This is a genomic window from Atopomonas sediminilitoris (assembly GCF_022601735.1).
In the GTDB taxonomy this organism is placed as follows: Bacteria; Pseudomonadota; Gammaproteobacteria; order Pseudomonadales; family Pseudomonadaceae; genus Atopomonas; species Atopomonas sediminilitoris.
Genome location: NZ_JAKUMM010000002.1, coordinates 326,754 through 343,442, shown reverse-complemented (window position 1 = coordinate 343,442; position 16,689 = coordinate 326,754). Strand labels below are relative to the sequence as shown.

Below are 16,689 nucleotides of genomic sequence, written 5' to 3'. Positions count from 1 at the left end.
ATGCGTATTCACGTCACCTTTGATGACCGCGTTGGCATCACCCAAGAAGTGTTGGCCTTACTGGGCGGGCGCAACCTCAACCTCGACGCCGTCGAAATGGTGCCGCCGAACGTCTATATCGACGCACCAACCCTGCTGCCAGAAGTACTCGCCGAGCTGCGCCAAGCGCTGCTGGCGATTGCCGGCGTGCAAACCGTGGCCGTGATTGATTTACTGCCCAGCCAGCATCGGCGCTTGCAGCTTAATGCCCTGCTCGATGCCATGACCGACCCTGCGGTGCTGCTGGATTCCAACACGCACGTCATGCTGGCCAACGTCGCCTTCTTACGCTGCCTGCCTGAGGCCAGCCGTCACCTAGCCGGCACCGTGGGCGAGCTGTTTAATGACCCAGCGCTGACCCGCGAGCTACAAGCCCACGGTTTTCGCCTGCCGATGCGTGAAGTGCTATTGGCCGGCCAAGCCTTTTTGTTGGATGCCGTGCCACTGGCCAGCGATGACAGCGGCCAAGCCGGCGCGCTGCTGACTCTGTTTCATCCCAGCCGCATCGGTGGCCGCCTGTCGGCGCTACAAGAGCAAGCCGATGACTTCGCCACGCTACTGGGTAACTCGCCGCCCATGCGCACCCTGTTAGCGCGGGCGCAGCGCTTGGCGCAATTGGATGCGCCGCTACTGATCCAAGGCGAAACCGGCACCGGTAAAGAGCTGATCGCGCGCGCCAGCCACAGCGGCGGCGGACGCGCCAGCGAGCCTTTTCTCGCGCTCAATTGCGCCGCGGTGCCGGAGAATCTGGCCGAAAGCGAACTGTTTGGCTATGTCTCTGGCGCCTTTACCGGCGCTCAACGCGGCGGCAAGCCGGGCCTGCTGGAGCTGGCCGATAAGGGCACTGTGTTTCTCGATGAAATCGGCGAAATGTCGCTGTACTTGCAGGCCAAGTTGCTGCGTTTTTTAAATGACGGACGCTTTCGCCGGGTTGGCGGCGAGCGCGAAATCCAAGTGGATGTGCGCATCGTCAGCGCCACACACCGCGACTTAAAAGCCATGGTCGCCGCCGGCAGCTTCCGCGAAGACCTGTATTACCGCCTTAACGTGCTCAACCTCGAAGTGCCGCCCTTGCGCGAGCGCGGCCAAGATATCCTCGCGCTGGCCGAAGCGTTTTTGCAGCAAGCGTGCAAACAAATCCGCCGCCAACCGTGCCGCCTCACCGCCGCCACCCACGACACCTTGCTCAACCATGCGTGGCCCGGCAATGTGCGGCAACTGCAAAACGTGATCTTCCGCGCCGCCGCGATTGGCGAAGGTCCCTTGATTGATCAGGCTGATCTCGATATCCCCGCCGCCACCGCCACCTCGTTAAACCCCAACCACGAGCATGCAACGCTAGAGGCCAGCATGGCGCGTTACGAGCGCGACCTGCTCAGCCAGCTGTATCAAGACTTTCCTTCCACTCGCCGACTGGCCGAGCGCCTCGGCACCTCCCACACCGCGATCGCCAAACGCCTGCGTAAGTACGGGATTGGCAACGAATAGCGCCTCGTAACGATTTCACTACAGCGTAACGATTTCGCAACACGCCCTTAAGCCACACGACTGACGCGGGTTAGCGCCACGCGCTCGGCGGGTTGGCACAAAAAAACCGTAACGAAATCATTCCAATCTATTCGCACGCAAGCCGCAACCCACTGATTTATCAGGCATTTACGACATGGCACAGCCGTTGCTATCTCCTCGTATCGTCGCCAGCCCTGCTCCGTGGGCTGCGATCACAACAATGATGAGGAGTTGCAATGAGCGAGCTACGTTTCACCGTCGACCACGAATGGCTGCGTGTGGATCAGGATGGACTGATCACCGTGGGCGTCACCCACTTTGCCCAAGACGCCCTCGGCGATGTGGTGTTTGTGCAATTGCCCGAAGCCGGTGATTACGAGCAAGGCGCAGAGGTCGCGGTGCTGGAGTCGGTCAAAGCGGCCAGCAGCATCGTCATGCCCATGGCCGGTGAGGTGATTGCGGTCAACGCCACGCTGGAAGAAACCCCCGAGCTGGTTAACCAAGCGCCGTTGACCGAAGGCTGGTTCTTCCGCATGCGCGCCGCCGACATGAGCGCCTTCGACAGCCTGATGGACGAAAGTGCATACGCGCGCTTTCTCACCGCCACCGCCGACGCTTAAGGAGCCGCCATGACTGGGTTCTCGACGCACAACGAATTTCATCAGCGCCACATTGGCCCGCGCGAGGATGACCTTGCCGGCATGCTGCAGCTGTTGGGCTATGACAGCCTCGATGCGCTGATCCAACACGTGATCCCGCCGAGCATTGCCGACAGCAGCGTGCTGCCCGACAGCGACGGCGTCAGCGAAGCCGCCGCATTGGCTGAAATCCGCCAGATTGCCGATCGTAATCTGCCGCTGCGCAGCTACATCGGCCAAGGCTATTACGGCACCCACACGCCGGCGCCGATCCTGCGTAACTTGCTCGAAAACCCAGCGTGGTACACCGCCTACACCCCTTACCAGCCGGAAATCTCGCAAGGCCGTCTTGAAGCTCTGCTGAATTTCCAAACCCTGATCAGCGACCTGACGGCGTTGCCGATTGCCAATGCCTCACTGCTGGATGAAGCCACCGCCGCGGCCGAGGCGATGACCTTCTGCAAGCGCTTGAGTAAGAACAAAGCCAGTCAGCAGTTTTTTGCCTCGCAGCACTGTCATCCGCAAACGCTGGACATCCTGCGCACCCGCGCCGAGCCCTTAGGGCTTGAGGTGGTGATCGGCGATGAAAACACCCTGCAAGACACCAGTGCCTACTTTGGCGCGCTGTTGCAATACCCCGCCAGCAACGGCGACATTATCGACCACCGCGCGCTGATCGAGCGCTTCCACGCCAGCGGTGCCTTGGTGGCTATGGCCGCCGACTTGCTCGCCCTGACCTTGCTCTGCGCCCCCGGCGAATTAGGCGCCGATGTCGCCCTCGGCAGCGCCCAGCGCTTTGGCGTGCCGCTCGGTTTTGGCGGCCCGCACGCGGCGTACTTTGCCACTCATGAGCGCTTTAAGCGCGACATCCCCGGGCGTTTGGTCGGCGTATCGGTCGACCGCTTTGGTCAGCCGGCGCTGCGTTTGGCCATGCAAACCCGCGAGCAACATATCCGCCGCGAAAAGGCCACCAGCAACATCTGCACCGCGCAAGTGCTGCTGGCCAACATCGCCAGCATGTATGCGGTGTACCACGGCCCGCGCGGGCTCACCGCGATTGCTCGGCGGGTGCACGGTTTGACCTGCGTGCTGGCCAGCGGTTTAGGTCAGCTGGGCTACGCGGTCGAGCAAAGCCATTTCTTCGACACCCTGAGCCTGCACACCGGTGCTGCCACCCAACGCCTGCATGACACGGCGTTTGCCGCCGACATCAACCTGCGCGTCATCGATGCTGAGCACTTGGGGATTTCGCTAGATGAAACCACCCGCGAAGCCGACGTACAGAAACTCTGGCAGGTGTTTGCCGAAGGGCAGCCGCTACCGGCCTTTATCAAACACGCCAGCGCCGCCAGCTGCCTGCCAGCGGCACTGCGTCGCCAGTCGGCGATTCTTCAGCACCCGGTGTTCAACCGCTACCACTCAGAAACCGAGCTGATGCGTTATTTGCGCAAGCTGGCCGACAAAGACTTAGCCCTCGATCGCAGCATGATTCCGCTGGGCAGCTGCACCATGAAGCTCAACGCTGCCAGCGAGATGATCCCCGTCACCTGGTCAGCCTTTGCCGACTTGCATCCCTTTGCCCCCAGCGAGCAAACCGCAGGTTACCAACAGCTAACCCGCGAACTAGAAGCCATGCTGTGCGCGGCCACCGGCTACGACGCCGTATCCCTGCAGCCCAACGCTGGCTCACAGGGCGAATACGCCGGCCTACTGGCCATCCGTGCCTACCACCACAGCCGTGGCGACAAGCAGCGCGATATCTGCCTGATTCCGCAGTCGGCACACGGTACCAACCCCGCCACCGCCAGCATGGCCGGCATGCGCGTGGTGGTGGTGGCCTGTGACGCACGCGGCAACGTCGACCTCGCTGACCTTAGCGCCAAAGCGCAAGAGCTGCGCGAGCACCTGGCGGCCATCATGATCACCTACCCGTCGACCCACGGCGTGTTTGAAGAAGAGATTCGCCAGATTTGCGACATCGTGCATACCAACGGCGGGCAGGTGTACATCGACGGCGCCAACATGAACGCCATGGTCGGCTTGTGCGCGCCGGGGCAATTCGGCGGTGACGTGTCGCACCTCAACCTGCACAAAACCTTTTGTATTCCGCACGGTGGCGGCGGCCCAGGTGTCGGCCCGATTGGCGTCAAAGCCCACTTAGCGCCTTTCTTGCCCGGCCATAGCCACGCGCTAAGCCGTCGCGAAGGCGCAGTCAGCGCGGCGCCTTACGGCAGCGCCAGCATTCTGCCGATCACCTGGATGTACATGCGCATGATGGGCGGCAAAGGCTTAAAACGCGCCTCAGAGCTGGCCATTGTCAACGCCAACTACATTGCGCGCCGCCTTGAGGAGCACTATCCGGTGCTGTACACCGGCGCCAACGGTTTGGTGGCGCACGAATGCATCATCGATGTGCGGCCCTTTAAAGAGAGCAGCGGCATCAGCGTGGATGACATTGCCAAGCGCCTGATCGATTACGGTTTCCACGCGCCGACTATGTCCTTCCCGGTGGCGAGCACCTTGATGATCGAACCGACCGAGAGCGAGTCGCGCGCCGAGCTGGATCGTTTCTGCGACGCCATGATCGCCATTCGTGCGGAAATCCGCGCGGTCGAACAAGGCCAGCTTAACGACCTCGACAATCCGCTGAAAAACGCCCCACACACCGCCCAAGAACTGGCCGGCGACTGGCAGCACGCCTACAGCCGCGAGCAGGCGGTGTTCCCCGTCGCCAGCTTGATCGACGGCAAGTACTGGCCACCGGTAGGGCGCGTCGACAACGTCTACGGCGATCGCAATCTGCAATGCGCCTGCCCCGCCATCGAAGCCTATCAAGACTAATGTATTGCCGCCGGCCTTCGGGCCGGCCCGTGATGAGGATGTGCCCATGTTTGATCGCAACCTACAGCTGAACGCTTACGACCCCGCCTTGGCAAAAGCCATGGACGCCGAAGATGTGCGCCAAGAAGCGCACATTGAACTGATCGCCTCAGAGAACTACACCAGCCCCTGCGTGATGCAAGCGCAAGGCTCGGCGCTGACCAACAAGTACGCCGAAGGCTATCCGGGCAAGCGCTACTACGGCGGCTGTCAACACGTGGATGAAGTCGAGCAACTGGCCATCGACCGCGCCAAGCAACTGTTCGGTGCCGACTACGCCAACGTGCAGCCGCACTCCGGCAGCCAAGCCAACGCAGCGGTGTACCTCGCCCTGCTACAAGCCGGCGACACCATTTTGGGTATGAGCCTGGCCCACGGCGGCCACCTGACTCACGGCGCCAAAGTCAGCTCATCCGGCAAGCTGTATAACGCGGTGCAATACGGCATCAACGCGCAAGGCTTGGTTGATTACGACGAAGTGGAGCGCCTGGCCAAAGAGCATCAGCCGAAGATGATCGTCGCGGGCTTCTCGGCTTACTCGCGCCATCTCGACTTTGCCCGCTTCCGCGAAATTGCCGACATGGTCGGTGCCTATTTGCTGGTCGACATGGCCCACGTCGCCGGCCTCGTCGCCGCCGGCTTGTACCCCAACCCCATGCCTTACGCCGATGTCGTCACTAGCACCACGCACAAAACACTGCGCGGCCCGCGCGGCGGTTTGATCCTGACCCGCAGCAACGCGGAGCTGGAGAAAAAACTCAACTCGGCGGTGTTCCCCGGCAGCCAAGGCGGGCCGCTGATGCACGTGATCGCCGGCAAAGCCGTGTGCTTTAAAGAGGCTCTAGAGCCCGCGTTTAAAACCTATCAAGCGCAAGTGATCAAAAACGCCCAAGCCATGGCCGCGCAATTTATCGAGCGCGGCTACGAGGTGGTGTCAGGCGGCACCGACAATCACCTGCTGCTGCTGAGCCTGATCAAGCAAGGCCTGACCGGCAAAGACGCCGACGCCGCCCTTGGCCGTGCCGGCATCACGGTGAACAAAAACGCGGTGCCGAATGATCCGCAATCACCGTTTGTCACCTCCGGCATTCGGATCGGCACGCCCGCAGTCACCACGCGTGGTTTAGGTGAGGCCGAGTGTCGTGATCTGGCCGGCTGGATTTGCGACATTCTCGATGACCTCGACAACAGCAACACCGTGGCCCGTGTCGGCCGGCAAATTGCCGAGCTGTGCGCCCGTTACCCTGTGTACCAAGGCTAAGGGCAGTCCATGTCGCTAAGTGTGTTTGATCTGTTCAAGATCGGCATCGGGCCATCGAGCTCACACACCGTCGGCCCGATGCGCGCCGCCGCACGCTTTATCGACGGCCTGCGCCGCGATGGCTTGCTCAGCCAATGTCAGCGTGTGCGCGTCGAACTGTACGGCTCGCTGGGGGCCACCGGCAAAGGCCACGGCAGCGACAAAGCGGTACTGCTGGGGCTGGAGGGCGAGCAGCCGGATGTGGTCGACACCGCGACTATCGAGGCCCGTCTCGCCGCCATCCGCAGCAGCCAAACGCTGCGCTTAGGCGGCGAGCACAGCATTCGATTTGTCGAGAAAGAGCACCTCGCGCTGATCCGCAAACCCCTGCCTTATCATCCCAACGGCATGCTGTTTCGCGCCTTTGATCAGGCTGGTCTACAAATCCGCAGCCGCGAGTATTACTCCGTCGGCGGCGGCTTTGTGGTGGATGACGACAGCGCCGGACAAGACCGTATCGTCGCCGACTGCACCCCGCTGGCGTATCCCTTTCGCACTGCCGCGCAACTGCTGGCGCATTGCCAAGCTCAGCAGCTCAGCATCAGCCAGCTCATGCTGATCAACGAGCGCGCATGGCGCAGCGATGCCGACACCGCGCAAGGCCTACAAGCCATCTGGCAGGTGATGCAAGACTGCGTCAGCGCGGGCTGCCGTAACGAAGGCATCATGCCCGGCGGGCTCAAGGTCAAACGGCGCGCGGCGGCACTCTACCGCCAACTCAGCGAGCGCCCCGAAGCCTGCTTGCGTGACCCGCTCAGCGTGCTGGACTGGGTCAACCTGTACGCTTTGGCGGTCAACGAAGAAAACGCCAGTGGCGGCCGCGTGGTCACCGCGCCAACCAACGGTGCCGCCGGCATCATCCCCGCCGTCTTGCACTATTATTGGCGGTTCAACCCCAACGCCACAGCCGACGGCGTGCAGCGCTTTTTGCTCACCGCGGCGGCCATTGGCATTTTGTACAAAGAACAAGCGTCGATTTCTGGCGCTGAAGTGGGCTGCCAAGGCGAGGTCGGCGTGGCGTGTTCGATGGCGGCTGGGGCCTTGTGTGAGGTACTCGGGGGTAACGTCGCGCAAGTTGAGAACGCCGCCGAGATCGCAATGGAGCATAATCTCGGCCTAACCTGCGACCCCGTCGGCGGCTTGGTCCAAGTGCCGTGCATCGAGCGCAATGCCATGGCCTCGATTAAAGCCATCAATGCCGCGCGCATGGCGCTGCGTGGCGACGGCCAACACTTTATTTCGCTGGATAAAGTCATCCGCACCATGCGCCAAACGGGCGCGGATATGAAAAGCAAATACAAAGAGACCGCTCGTGGCGGGCTCGCTGTGAATATTATTGAGTGCTAAGTCAGTCGCTTAGCCGCGCAAGGAGACACCATGACCGACACCCTACACAAAACGCCCTTGTTCGACCTGCACGTAGAGCTAGGCGCCAAGATGGTGCCCTTTGCCGGCTTCAATATGCCGGTGCAGTACCCACTGGGCGTACTCAAAGAGCACCTGCACACTCGCGCCGCGGCCGGCTTGTTTGACGTTTCACACATGGGCCAGCTGATTTTGCGCGGCGCCGACGCTGCGGCAGCGCTGGAAACCTTAGTCCCCGTGGACATCATCGACCTGCCGGTTGGTCTGCAGCGCTACGCCATGTTCACCAACGAGCAAGGCGGCATTCTGGATGACTTGATGGTCGCCCGCTTAGCCGACGACGTGTTGTTTGTGGTGGTCAACGCCGCGTGTAAAGACCAAGACCTTGCCCACCTGCAAAGCCACATCGGCAGCCGTTGCAGCATCGAAAGCCTGTTCGACAGCCGCGCGCTGCTGGCCTTACAAGGCCCCAAAGCGGTCGACGTACTGGCCCGCCTCGCGCCCTCGGTGGCCAGTATGACCTTTATGCAGTTTGCTGAAGTCGAGCTGCTGGGCATACCCTGCTACGTCAGCCGCTCCGGCTATACCGGCGAAGACGGCTACGAAATCTCGGTACCCAACGCGCAAGCTGAAGCACTGGCGCGCCGCCTGTTGGCAGAAAGCGAAGTCGAGGCCATCGGCCTAGGCGCACGCGACTCGCTGCGCTTAGAAGCCGGTCTGTGCCTGTACGGCCACGACATGAGCGTCGACACCACCCCGATCGAAGCCAGCCTGCTGTGGGCGATCTCCAAGAATCGTCGCGCCGACGGCGCGCGGGCGGGCAACTTCCCCGGCGCGGCCACAATCCTTGCCCAACACGCCAACGGCGTCAGCCGCAAGCGCGTCGGCCTGCTGCCACAAGAGCGCACCCCAGTGCGTGAAGGCTGCGAGATTGTCGATGCCGACGGCAACGTGATCGGCCAAGTGTGCAGCGGCGGCTTTGGCCCCACCCTCGGCGCCCCGCTGGCCATGGGCTACGTGACCTCAGCCTTCGTCCCCGTCGGCAGCGCCGTTTGGGCGGTGGTGCGCGGCAAGCGCGTCGCCATGACCGTGGCCAAAACCCCGTTTGTCGAGCAGCGTTACTACCGCGGCTAAGACTTAACGCGCGCAATAAAAAACCGCTGTCAGCGTGCGCTGGCAGCGGTTTTTTTACGGCCGATAAACCGTTTTAGAACGGTTGTGGATACCAAATAGGCATCCAAACCAGCGATTGAGTGAGTGAATAGCCAGCAAAATCAACTGTCTACATGCAAAAATTCTGAGAAACGACAAAGAAAAGTAAAGAAAATAGTAAAGAATTGATCAAAATAAGCTGAAAAATTTACACCTCAGATGGAGTGCGAAGTCGAGGCGCAGATCCTACATGAGCATGATCAGCGATTAGTCGATATCAGACAACATCTATTGCCCATCAGAAAATCCGCACCACCGTTTCCAGCGCCGCCCTTTGCGCAGGCCATCCCCCAGCAGCACATAAACCGTGTTCCAGGCTTGGAAGAGAAAACCATCGTGAAACCGGCTTGCGGATTCCACGCTGACTCGGACACCCATTCCATGCACATCCGGACAGTGATTCCACGCTGAATTTGGCCAGATCCTGCCCACTATGAAGAGTTAAACGTCTTTAACCCGACTCCAATGTGCTACCAGTTCATCGGTGCGATCAGGAATCTTTGGTGTCTTGCTGAGTACAAGGCACCGGACATTGCCGACGTACTCATCAATCACATAGCGAGTGTCGCCAACGTCCACGCCTAGCTCTTGAAGGGCTTCATCCGGAATGCGGATAGCACCATCGCCATCCCAGTCTTCGATAGTCACTTGCTTGGGGCTCATTTCTTATCTCCACCGTCATGATCACCTTCGGCGCGGTCGATCCTGGGGCACGGTCAGGCCGCGAGCGGGATCTTACGCTGTGGCGATAGTTCTAACCGGCAGGAACTCTACCGACGTATGCCGCGCGGCGCTGACTGGTACGACTCCTACGGCTGATCCACGGCTTGATGCAATTTCCGGGAGAGGGGGGGCGATTTCAGCATATCAGCAGGAGCTTGTTCGGAGTTTCCCTAGACAGCATAGCGGCGAATTAGTAGCCTCCATGAGGCCGAGAGTGGGCAGGCAATTAATCGGCCACCTGAAACCGCACGATCACATTGACCCAATAAAACCAAATAAACGATCTAAAATAACCAAATTTTATAAAATTAGGAATGGAACTCTAGATGTCCAGAACACTTGTGTACAAATCCTCAAAAAACTACAACAGCGACGTTGGAAGTGTTGTACCGGTAGCAGTCGAACTAGATGACGGAAGCGTAAGACAAGTTACCACAGGAGAGTACCCAAACAACGACAGAATATTCATATCAAAAGAATATTCAAAAATCGATGACAACTACGGCGACTACGAGCTTTTCCTTTTAACAACAGTAAACGAAAGTCATGACACTGATGGCAGCGATATACCTTCAAGATCTCGATTTTTTTCGATGGGCTACTATGCCGCTCCTCTAGACACCAATACATATCTGCCGATCGTATCAATGCCAATGCCAGATGTAGCATCAGGACGAGTAGAACAAGCGCCATTAACAGACATCGGCAACAGAGCTTTTTTTATTCTATCCAACTTCGTTGTAAGCGGCCCATTCACTGCACAAGCCGAGGATGATGGCTGGTTGTTAACGCCACTCATGACAATTTCGCCATTAGGATTAAACAATTACCACATCGCTCAATTTGAACTAAATGACCTCGAAAGCAACGGACTAGTAATCCGAAGCACAATGGTCGGAAATGAAAGACTTTATTTCACCTCTTTAAAAAGAGCCAAAGAAACAATTGAGTTCGACAGCCAAGACTACATTTCCGATTCGGCTCTAATTCGATTCTACAGCAAAATGGACTATGGAAAAGGAATTTCCACTTTAACAAAGACAGAAGCAACAAAGCTCACCAACATCATTGATCAGTACAAAAAGAAAAGCAAACTAGTAAGCAACAACGACCGCCTTAAGCGAATAGAAAGTGTACTAGATGAGTACCTGCGCTCAAATGGCACTGGCGCAGATGTAGTTCAAAACTATCTCAACAACTCAAAAGACGGAAAAATATTTCTTGATAATTTCGTCTCTGCCAACAAAGACCTCATATTAAGAGACAAAATAGCGGCCATCGAATCAGAACTAGTCGCACGCAAAGATAAAATTGAAAGAGAAATTGCCGACTTCAACACACGACTAGAACAAAGAAAACAAGACCTAAGCAATTTTGAGATTGAGTTCGAAAAAAGAAAAGTACAATCCCGAGAGCAAGAACAGTCAGAACTTAGAGACAGAAACAACAGCCTGATGGCAGAGATTGAAACCAACAAGGAAGCACTTTCAAAACTAAAAGAAGAGGTCGGAGTCGCCAAGTCACTCGCACAAATGGCTGAAGAAATCAGCACGCTCAAAACCAATAAAGAATACCTCAATGACGAGTTCTACGAGCTAAAAAACAAGGTTAGCCAACAGCAAAATCTAATCCGAAGCCCACAAATAGGTGACAAGCTTCTTGAATTCAAAACACTTCATATGTTACTCAATGGAATCTCGCCAGATACAGCAGAGAGCCAAACAAAACCTGTTGCATTACCGACTTGCACAATAAACCTTGTAGGCGAAACCAGGAAAAGCTTTATAACGAGTCTTAAATCATCTTTAGACTCGACAGAGGGCAGACCATTCTCGTATGACGAAATGGCCAACCTAACTCTTTGCACGATGCAGTCATTCCTCTCGATTCTTTCAGGCCCGCCAGGAACAGGAAAAACATCAAGTGCACATAGGTTTGCTGATGCGCTGGGACTAATATCTAATAATAAATCCCATTCAGAAACAGACAATTTCCTAAGCATTCCTGTTAGCAGAGGCTGGGTATCAAGCCGGGATCTACTCGGCTTTTACAACTCGCTTAAAAATGTCTACCAACCATCAAGAAGCGGCCTCTATCAGTTCCTAAAAGCCTTCAACGATTCTGCATCGGAAAAAAATATCGACGAGCATCTGAAAATCGTCTTGCTTGATGAGGCAAATCTATCAAGCATTGAACACTATTGGTCTGACTTCCTAGCCATGTGTGACACCTTTGATGCAGGTCAAAGAATAGATCTAGGAATGCCTGGCGCAAATGATCGATACATTTCTATTCCCGCCAGCCTAAGATTCCTAGCGACCATAAACAATGATGCAACTGTTGAAGCCCTATCAGAGCGCCTAATAAATCGAGCACCAGTAATCCAGCTGGGCTATGGGGCAGACTCTACAGCCACTCAAATTCAAGAAGAAATACTCTCTGGAGCGGTTCCATATGCAGAGCTTAAGAAAGCATTCTGCCCAACCCGAGAAGATGAAGAGCTTAACTCCAGGGAAAGTATCCGGCTAGACCAAGTCCTCGAAATCCTTACAACCAGCAGTATCAAAGGATCTCAAACACATACCAGCAAGCGAAAAATCAATGCGATAACACGCTACTGTTATATTGCAAATCAACTAGGCTACAAGTCTGAACCACTGGATTATGCAATTGCGCAAAACATCCTCCCGTCGATTAAAGGACATGGGCAAGGAATGCGAGAGCGCCTTATTAAGCTTGAAAGCAAGCTAACTGAATACGAGTTCATCATTTCCAAAAAAATCGTTCAATCAATTATTGAAGCAGGTGACGAATTCTCAGACTCATACTCATTCTTCTAATACGGAGCAGAACAATGCTTTCTATTAGAATAGTTTCTGGCGAGCGTAAGGATAAAGAAATTATCCTCCCTACCATATCAGAGCCATCGCCCTCCAAACTTGCAATAAGGGAAGACGAGGCCCTTCACTTCAAGGTAACTCTTGACGAGTACTTTGAAAACTTAAACCTTGTTCTTCATGAAATTGAAACACCATACACTCATTGCAAGAAATCTGAAGGCGCCTGGATATATGAATGGTTGCCCAAGGAAAAATATGGGTACAAACAGTGCTTTTTCCACAACTATTATGGTCTTGCCGAACTTCAACTAGTAGCACGGGAACCAAATCACTCTCAATCATCCACTGATTTCACTTTTTTTGCCGAGCTTCAACCCATAGAGGTTTTTGCAAAGAAAATTAATGCCGAGCGCGTTGAGAAAATGCTTAACTTTCTTGCCCGCCAAGATGGTAAAGATCTCGCAAGCGCAATAAGAGTTACACGAATAAGGGCCGGATATAAGGAAGGAGGAAGAACCGAAAACTTCTTGCTTGAGAGAATTGAGAACAACATCACTTTTCTAAAGAAAGTCTTGCCATCTATTTCTCACAATCCGATATCTCGACTTCAGCAATCAACAAAAATAGTCACCCCAACTCACGACACCCTAATTGACGAAGTAGCTCTAAGCTGGGCATCAGAAAACCCTGACAACCTAACTAAGGCATTCTCAATTGACGAAGCAGTACTAGCCTATGCAGGCGAATACTACTCCACAAATAAAATACTTGAATCAACCACCATAAACTCAACTGACGTTTATGAGAATCAAGTGCTTCATGGTTTTGTTTTCACCTTAATAACGGCCATCCAAAGCATAAAATCCAAACTATCTAAATCGAACAACCAAGGAAGCGCCCCACCTACAGAATTCACAGGATACGTATCACTATTTACCCAAATCAATAAATTTTCAGCAATTATTAACAAGAGAAAAATTGATACATGCACTCGCCTTATCCGTGACCTCTCTCAAATTCTCGCTCAACTAAAAATATCAATCCCCGTGAGCAAGCCTTGCACCGACATGCCAAGGTTCACTCAAAAGTCAAAATTCAACATTTTGTATCGACAAATATTTAGTCGCTCAATCGCTTGGCGTCGATACGGCGCACCAGACTGGAGCTTCCAAGAGGAACTATTCTCGATACAAAGCATACCTAAGCTTTTTGAATACTATCTATTATGCGCAGTCAAGCACCATATACAAATCGACCACTCTACGCCCCCCTTCGCCGCAGAAGAGACAACTTCAGACACCGATGTATTTGAGTATAAAAGCCCACATGGTCAAATACGCTTGATGTATGAGCCAAATATCTGGACAGTAGGGCACAGCTCTGTAACAAAGGACAGCCTAGTCAACACTGAAGGCTGGACAGTTAACAACCAAGATAAAGCCCCAAAAATATCCAAAAGAGGCACAATTGGGTGGAGAGCAAACCGCTGCCCCGATATTCTGATTGAGGTAATATCAAATACCAACAAGAGCGATTTTATTATAATTGACGCAAAATACACTGATAGTAATCGCGCATTCCTCACCTACTTACCTGAGTTAACCATGAAATACATCCACGGTATACACACCCAAGACTCAGGAGCAGTTCCAAGCCGTGCATTACTCATTGTAAACCCCAGCGAAATACCAGCAACACGCCACTTCCACCACCATGATTACAGCATCTATGGAAAGACACCTGCCAATCCTGCATTGCTAGTTTCCTCTATCGATGTATCCTGCTCCCATGAGCCAGATTCGAATCTAAGAAGAGACCTCGCACAGATCATAAAAATAATTGAACAAACGAGTAGTTAATCAAACCAAAAGAAGGCCAGTAATCGCAAAAGAATTTACTAGCTAATATGGACAGGGGACGTCAGCGACAAGGAAGTCGCCATCTGACTTGGAGGCTGACTAGGCAAGGAATGCAGCCAGGTTCTCTTCAGCGATCTGCTGTCCGTTGGCCATTAGGGTAAAAAAACGCCAACTTATTTTTTACACCACCAAAAACAAAGAGCCCCGCTAGCGCGGGGCTCTTGGACATATTCTTTACATTTACGTCTAAGTGGCTGTCTAAAACGGAATATCGTCGTCGAAGCTATCGTAGTCAGCCGGCGGTTGCTGGGCAGGCTGCTGCGGTGCTTGCTGCTGCGGGCGCTGTTGCTGCTGTTGCTGCGGAGCCTGCTGCTGGTAGCCGCCGTTATCGCGCGGAGCGCGCTGCTGGCCGCCTTCGTTATTGCCGCGACCGCCGAGCATTTGCATCACGCCGCCTTGGTCGACCACGATTTCGGTGGTGTAACGATCTTGTCCGTCTTGGCCCTGCCACTTACGGGTTTGCAGGCGACCTTCAACATAGACCTGCGAGCCTTTGTTGAGGTACTGGCCGGCAATTTCAGCCAGCTTGCCGAAGAACACCACACGGTGCCATTCGGTGCGCTCTTGCGGCTGACCGGTTTGCTTGTCTTTCCAGCTATCGGTTGTGGCGAGGGTGATATTGGTCACCGCGTTGCCATTGGGCAGGTAGCGGGTTTCTGGATCGCCACCGACATTACCGATCAAAATTACTTTGTTAACCCCACGGGCCATGTTGCACTCCTGCGTCTTTAAGACCCGGCTAGCGCTTGCTCCAGCGCCGCCCGGTCGAGCACTTGACTGTCGACCTTTAAATAGGCCGCCTGTTCTTCTTCAATCACCAGCACTTCAGCCACCCCAGCCAGAGCGCTCAGGCGTGCCATTAAGGTCGCTTGTGGCACGTGTTGCTCACGTAAATCGAGGCGCACGCTGGTGACATACGGCGGTTCGCGCATGGTACCAGCAATCCCCAGCCAGATCAGTGCCAGCACCGCGCAGGCGATAAACAGCCCATCCAACCCTAAGGTACTGTACATCCACCCGCCAGCCATACCACCGACGGCCGAGCCTAAAAACTGGCTAGTGCTGTACACTCCCATCGCGGTGCCTTTACCCCCCGCCGGCGCGACCTTGCTTACCAACGACGGCATGCTCGCTTCGAGCAAGTTAAACGCGGTGAAGAACACGATAATGCCGAACACCCACGCCGTTTGCCCGCCGCCAATCAGCGCGAAATACACTTCACTCAGCGCCAGCACAACAATCGCGCCGCACAGCACGCGCTTCATCTGCCGCTGTTTTTCGCCATAAATGATGAACGGCACCATGCTGAAGAACGACACCAGCAAAGCGGTCAAATACACCCACCAATGCTGATCTCGTGCCAGCCCGGCGTGCTCGACCAATGCCAGCGGCAGGCCGATAAAGCTGGCCATCAGTAAGCCGTGCAAAATGCCGATACCGGCGTTGAGGCGCAGCAGCTCACCGTTACGTAAGGTGCTGGCCATGGCTTCGCGCGCGACACTGGCTTCGCGGTGAAACAGGCGTTTATTCGGCGTCGGCACCCACACCAGCACGATCAACAAGCCCAGCATTGCCATGCCGGCGGTGCTCCAAAACAGGCCCGACAAGCCAAAGGCTTTGGTCAGCAAAGGGCCAACGATCATGGCCACCGCAAACGACACGCCGATGCTCATGCCGATCATGGCCATGGCTTTGGTGCGGTGCTGTTCGCGGGTTAAGTCTGCCAGCAGCGCCATTACCGCGGCCGACACCGCGCCGCAACCTTGCAGAATGCGCCCTGCGATCACCCCACCGATGCTATCGGCTTGCGCCGCCACGATGCTGCCCACCGCAAACAACAGCATGCCCAGCACGATCACCGGCTTACGCCCGATGCGGTCGGACACCATGCCGAAAGGAATCTGCAAAAACGCTTGGGTTAAGCCGTAGGCGCCGATGGCAATGCCGATCAGCGTCGGCGTCGCCCCGGCCAAGTCTTGGCCGTAGGTGGCCAGCACCGGCAGCACCATGAACATGCCGAGCATGCGAAACGCAAACACCATGGCCAAACCCGTGGCGGCGCGGGTTTCCACAGAAGTCATCGGGCTGTTGAGGCTGTCGTGCATAGCAGTTGGGTAACTCTGGATAAAAACGGCGGCAACAAACGCATTATTGCCGGTAAAAAGGCGCCGCATTGTAACAGGGCAAAACCATCCCAGCCCACTGCACGGTTTTACCCGCACTCCCCGCGCCCCGTATAATCGAGCGTTTTCCTTCAGCGACAG

At 55.5% G+C, this 16,689-nt stretch carries 12 protein-coding genes; 8 read left to right on the top strand and 4 right to left on the bottom strand.

What is annotated here, in order from left to right; translation table 11 throughout:
- From MKI83_RS04065 to gcvT, 6 genes are all read left to right on the top strand, one after another.
- Complete coding sequence (locus tag MKI83_RS04065; protein ID WP_241583546.1) at nt 1–1,527, top strand: sigma-54-dependent transcriptional regulator; 1,527 nt, start codon at nt 1–3, stop codon at nt 1,525–1,527.
- A gap of 257 nt (nt 1,528–1,784) precedes the next feature.
- A complete protein-coding gene (gene gcvH / locus MKI83_RS04060; protein WP_241583545.1) occupies nt 1,785–2,168 on the top strand; it encodes a glycine cleavage system protein GcvH in 384 nt (127 codons plus the stop codon).
- Between the two features lie 9 nt (nt 2,169–2,177).
- On the top strand, nt 2,178–5,027 hold the full coding sequence (gcvP, locus tag MKI83_RS04055) for an aminomethyl-transferring glycine dehydrogenase (RefSeq protein ID WP_241583544.1): 2,850 nt from the start codon (nt 2,178–2,180) through the stop codon (nt 5,025–5,027).
- A 46-nt stretch (nt 5,028–5,073) separates the two neighbouring features.
- Nucleotides 5,074–6,327 carry a serine hydroxymethyltransferase gene (glyA, locus tag MKI83_RS04050; RefSeq protein WP_241583543.1) on the top strand — a complete coding sequence of 418 codons (1,254 nt, stop codon included), beginning with the start codon at nt 5,074–5,076 and terminating at the stop codon, nt 6,325–6,327.
- Between the two features lie 9 nt (nt 6,328–6,336).
- Nucleotides 6,337–7,713 carry an L-serine ammonia-lyase gene (locus MKI83_RS04045; RefSeq protein WP_241583542.1) on the top strand — a complete coding sequence of 459 codons (1,377 nt, stop codon included), beginning with the start codon at nt 6,337–6,339 and terminating at the stop codon, nt 7,711–7,713.
- Nucleotides 7,714–7,743: 30 nt separating this feature from the next.
- Nucleotides 7,744–8,865, top strand: a complete 1,122-nt coding sequence (gcvT, locus tag MKI83_RS04040; protein ID WP_241583539.1) for a glycine cleavage system aminomethyltransferase GcvT — start codon at nt 7,744–7,746, stop codon at nt 8,863–8,865.
- Nucleotides 8,866–9,171: 306 nt separating this feature from the next.
- On the opposite strand, the gene MKI83_RS16980 is transcribed toward gcvT, so the two are convergent.
- Together MKI83_RS16980 and MKI83_RS04035 are read right to left on the bottom strand one after the other, a co-directional pair.
- Nucleotides 9,172–9,321, bottom strand: coding sequence for a DUF6957 family protein (locus tag MKI83_RS16980; RefSeq protein ID WP_370867345.1), 150 nt, complete (start codon nt 9,319–9,321; stop codon nt 9,172–9,174).
- A 63-nt stretch (nt 9,322–9,384) separates the two neighbouring features.
- A complete protein-coding gene (locus tag MKI83_RS04035; protein WP_241583538.1) occupies nt 9,385–9,606 on the bottom strand; it encodes an AbrB/MazE/SpoVT family DNA-binding domain-containing protein in 222 nt (73 codons plus the stop codon).
- A gap of 386 nt (nt 9,607–9,992) precedes the next feature.
- On the opposite strand from MKI83_RS04035, the gene MKI83_RS04030 reads away from it, so the two are divergent.
- Together MKI83_RS04030 and MKI83_RS04025 are read left to right on the top strand one after the other, a co-directional pair.
- Nucleotides 9,993–12,506, top strand: a complete 2,514-nt coding sequence (locus MKI83_RS04030) for a DUF8727 domain-containing protein (RefSeq protein ID WP_241583537.1) — start codon at nt 9,993–9,995, stop codon at nt 12,504–12,506.
- Nucleotides 12,507–12,520: 14 nt separating this feature from the next.
- Complete coding sequence (locus tag MKI83_RS04025) at nt 12,521–14,365, top strand: DUF2357 domain-containing protein (RefSeq protein ID WP_241583536.1); 1,845 nt, start codon at nt 12,521–12,523, stop codon at nt 14,363–14,365.
- A gap of 258 nt (nt 14,366–14,623) precedes the next feature.
- Here the strand turns inward: MKI83_RS04025 and ssb are convergent, their stop codons facing one another.
- A complete protein-coding gene (ssb, locus tag MKI83_RS04020) occupies nt 14,624–15,136 on the bottom strand; it encodes a single-stranded DNA-binding protein (protein ID WP_241583535.1) in 513 nt (170 codons plus the stop codon).
- 17 nt (nt 15,137–15,153) lie between these two features.
- Nucleotides 15,154–16,530: an MFS transporter gene (locus MKI83_RS04015; protein ID WP_370867344.1), complete on the bottom strand. Its 1,377-nt coding sequence runs from the start codon at nt 16,528–16,530 to the stop codon at nt 15,154–15,156.
- Nucleotides 16,531–16,689: the final 159 nt, after the last annotated feature.

Coding starts and splice junctions, on each gene's coding strand:
- gcvP (WP_241583544.1), top strand. CDS start 2,178: ATGACTGGGTTCTCGACGCACAACGAATTTCATCAGCGCCACATTGGC.
- glyA (WP_241583543.1), top strand. CDS start 5,074: ATGTTTGATCGCAACCTACAGCTGAACGCTTACGACCCCGCCTTGGCA.
- MKI83_RS04015 (WP_370867344.1), bottom strand. CDS start 16,530: ATGCACGACAGCCTCAACAGCCCGATGACTTCTGTGGAAACCCGCGCC.
- MKI83_RS04045 (WP_241583542.1), top strand. CDS start 6,337: ATGTCGCTAAGTGTGTTTGATCTGTTCAAGATCGGCATCGGGCCATCG.
- MKI83_RS04030 (WP_241583537.1), top strand. CDS start 9,993: ATGTCCAGAACACTTGTGTACAAATCCTCAAAAAACTACAACAGCGAC.
- MKI83_RS16980 (WP_370867345.1), bottom strand. CDS start 9,321: ATGGGTGTCCGAGTCAGCGTGGAATCCGCAAGCCGGTTTCACGATGGT.
- ssb (WP_241583535.1), bottom strand. CDS start 15,136: ATGGCCCGTGGGGTTAACAAAGTAATTTTGATCGGTAATGTCGGTGGC.
- MKI83_RS04065 (WP_241583546.1), top strand. CDS start 1: ATGCGTATTCACGTCACCTTTGATGACCGCGTTGGCATCACCCAAGAA.
- MKI83_RS04035 (WP_241583538.1), bottom strand. CDS start 9,606: ATGAGCCCCAAGCAAGTGACTATCGAAGACTGGGATGGCGATGGTGCT.
- gcvH (WP_241583545.1), top strand. CDS start 1,785: ATGAGCGAGCTACGTTTCACCGTCGACCACGAATGGCTGCGTGTGGAT.
- MKI83_RS04025 (WP_241583536.1), top strand. CDS start 12,521: ATGCTTTCTATTAGAATAGTTTCTGGCGAGCGTAAGGATAAAGAAATT.
- gcvT (WP_241583539.1), top strand. CDS start 7,744: ATGACCGACACCCTACACAAAACGCCCTTGTTCGACCTGCACGTAGAG.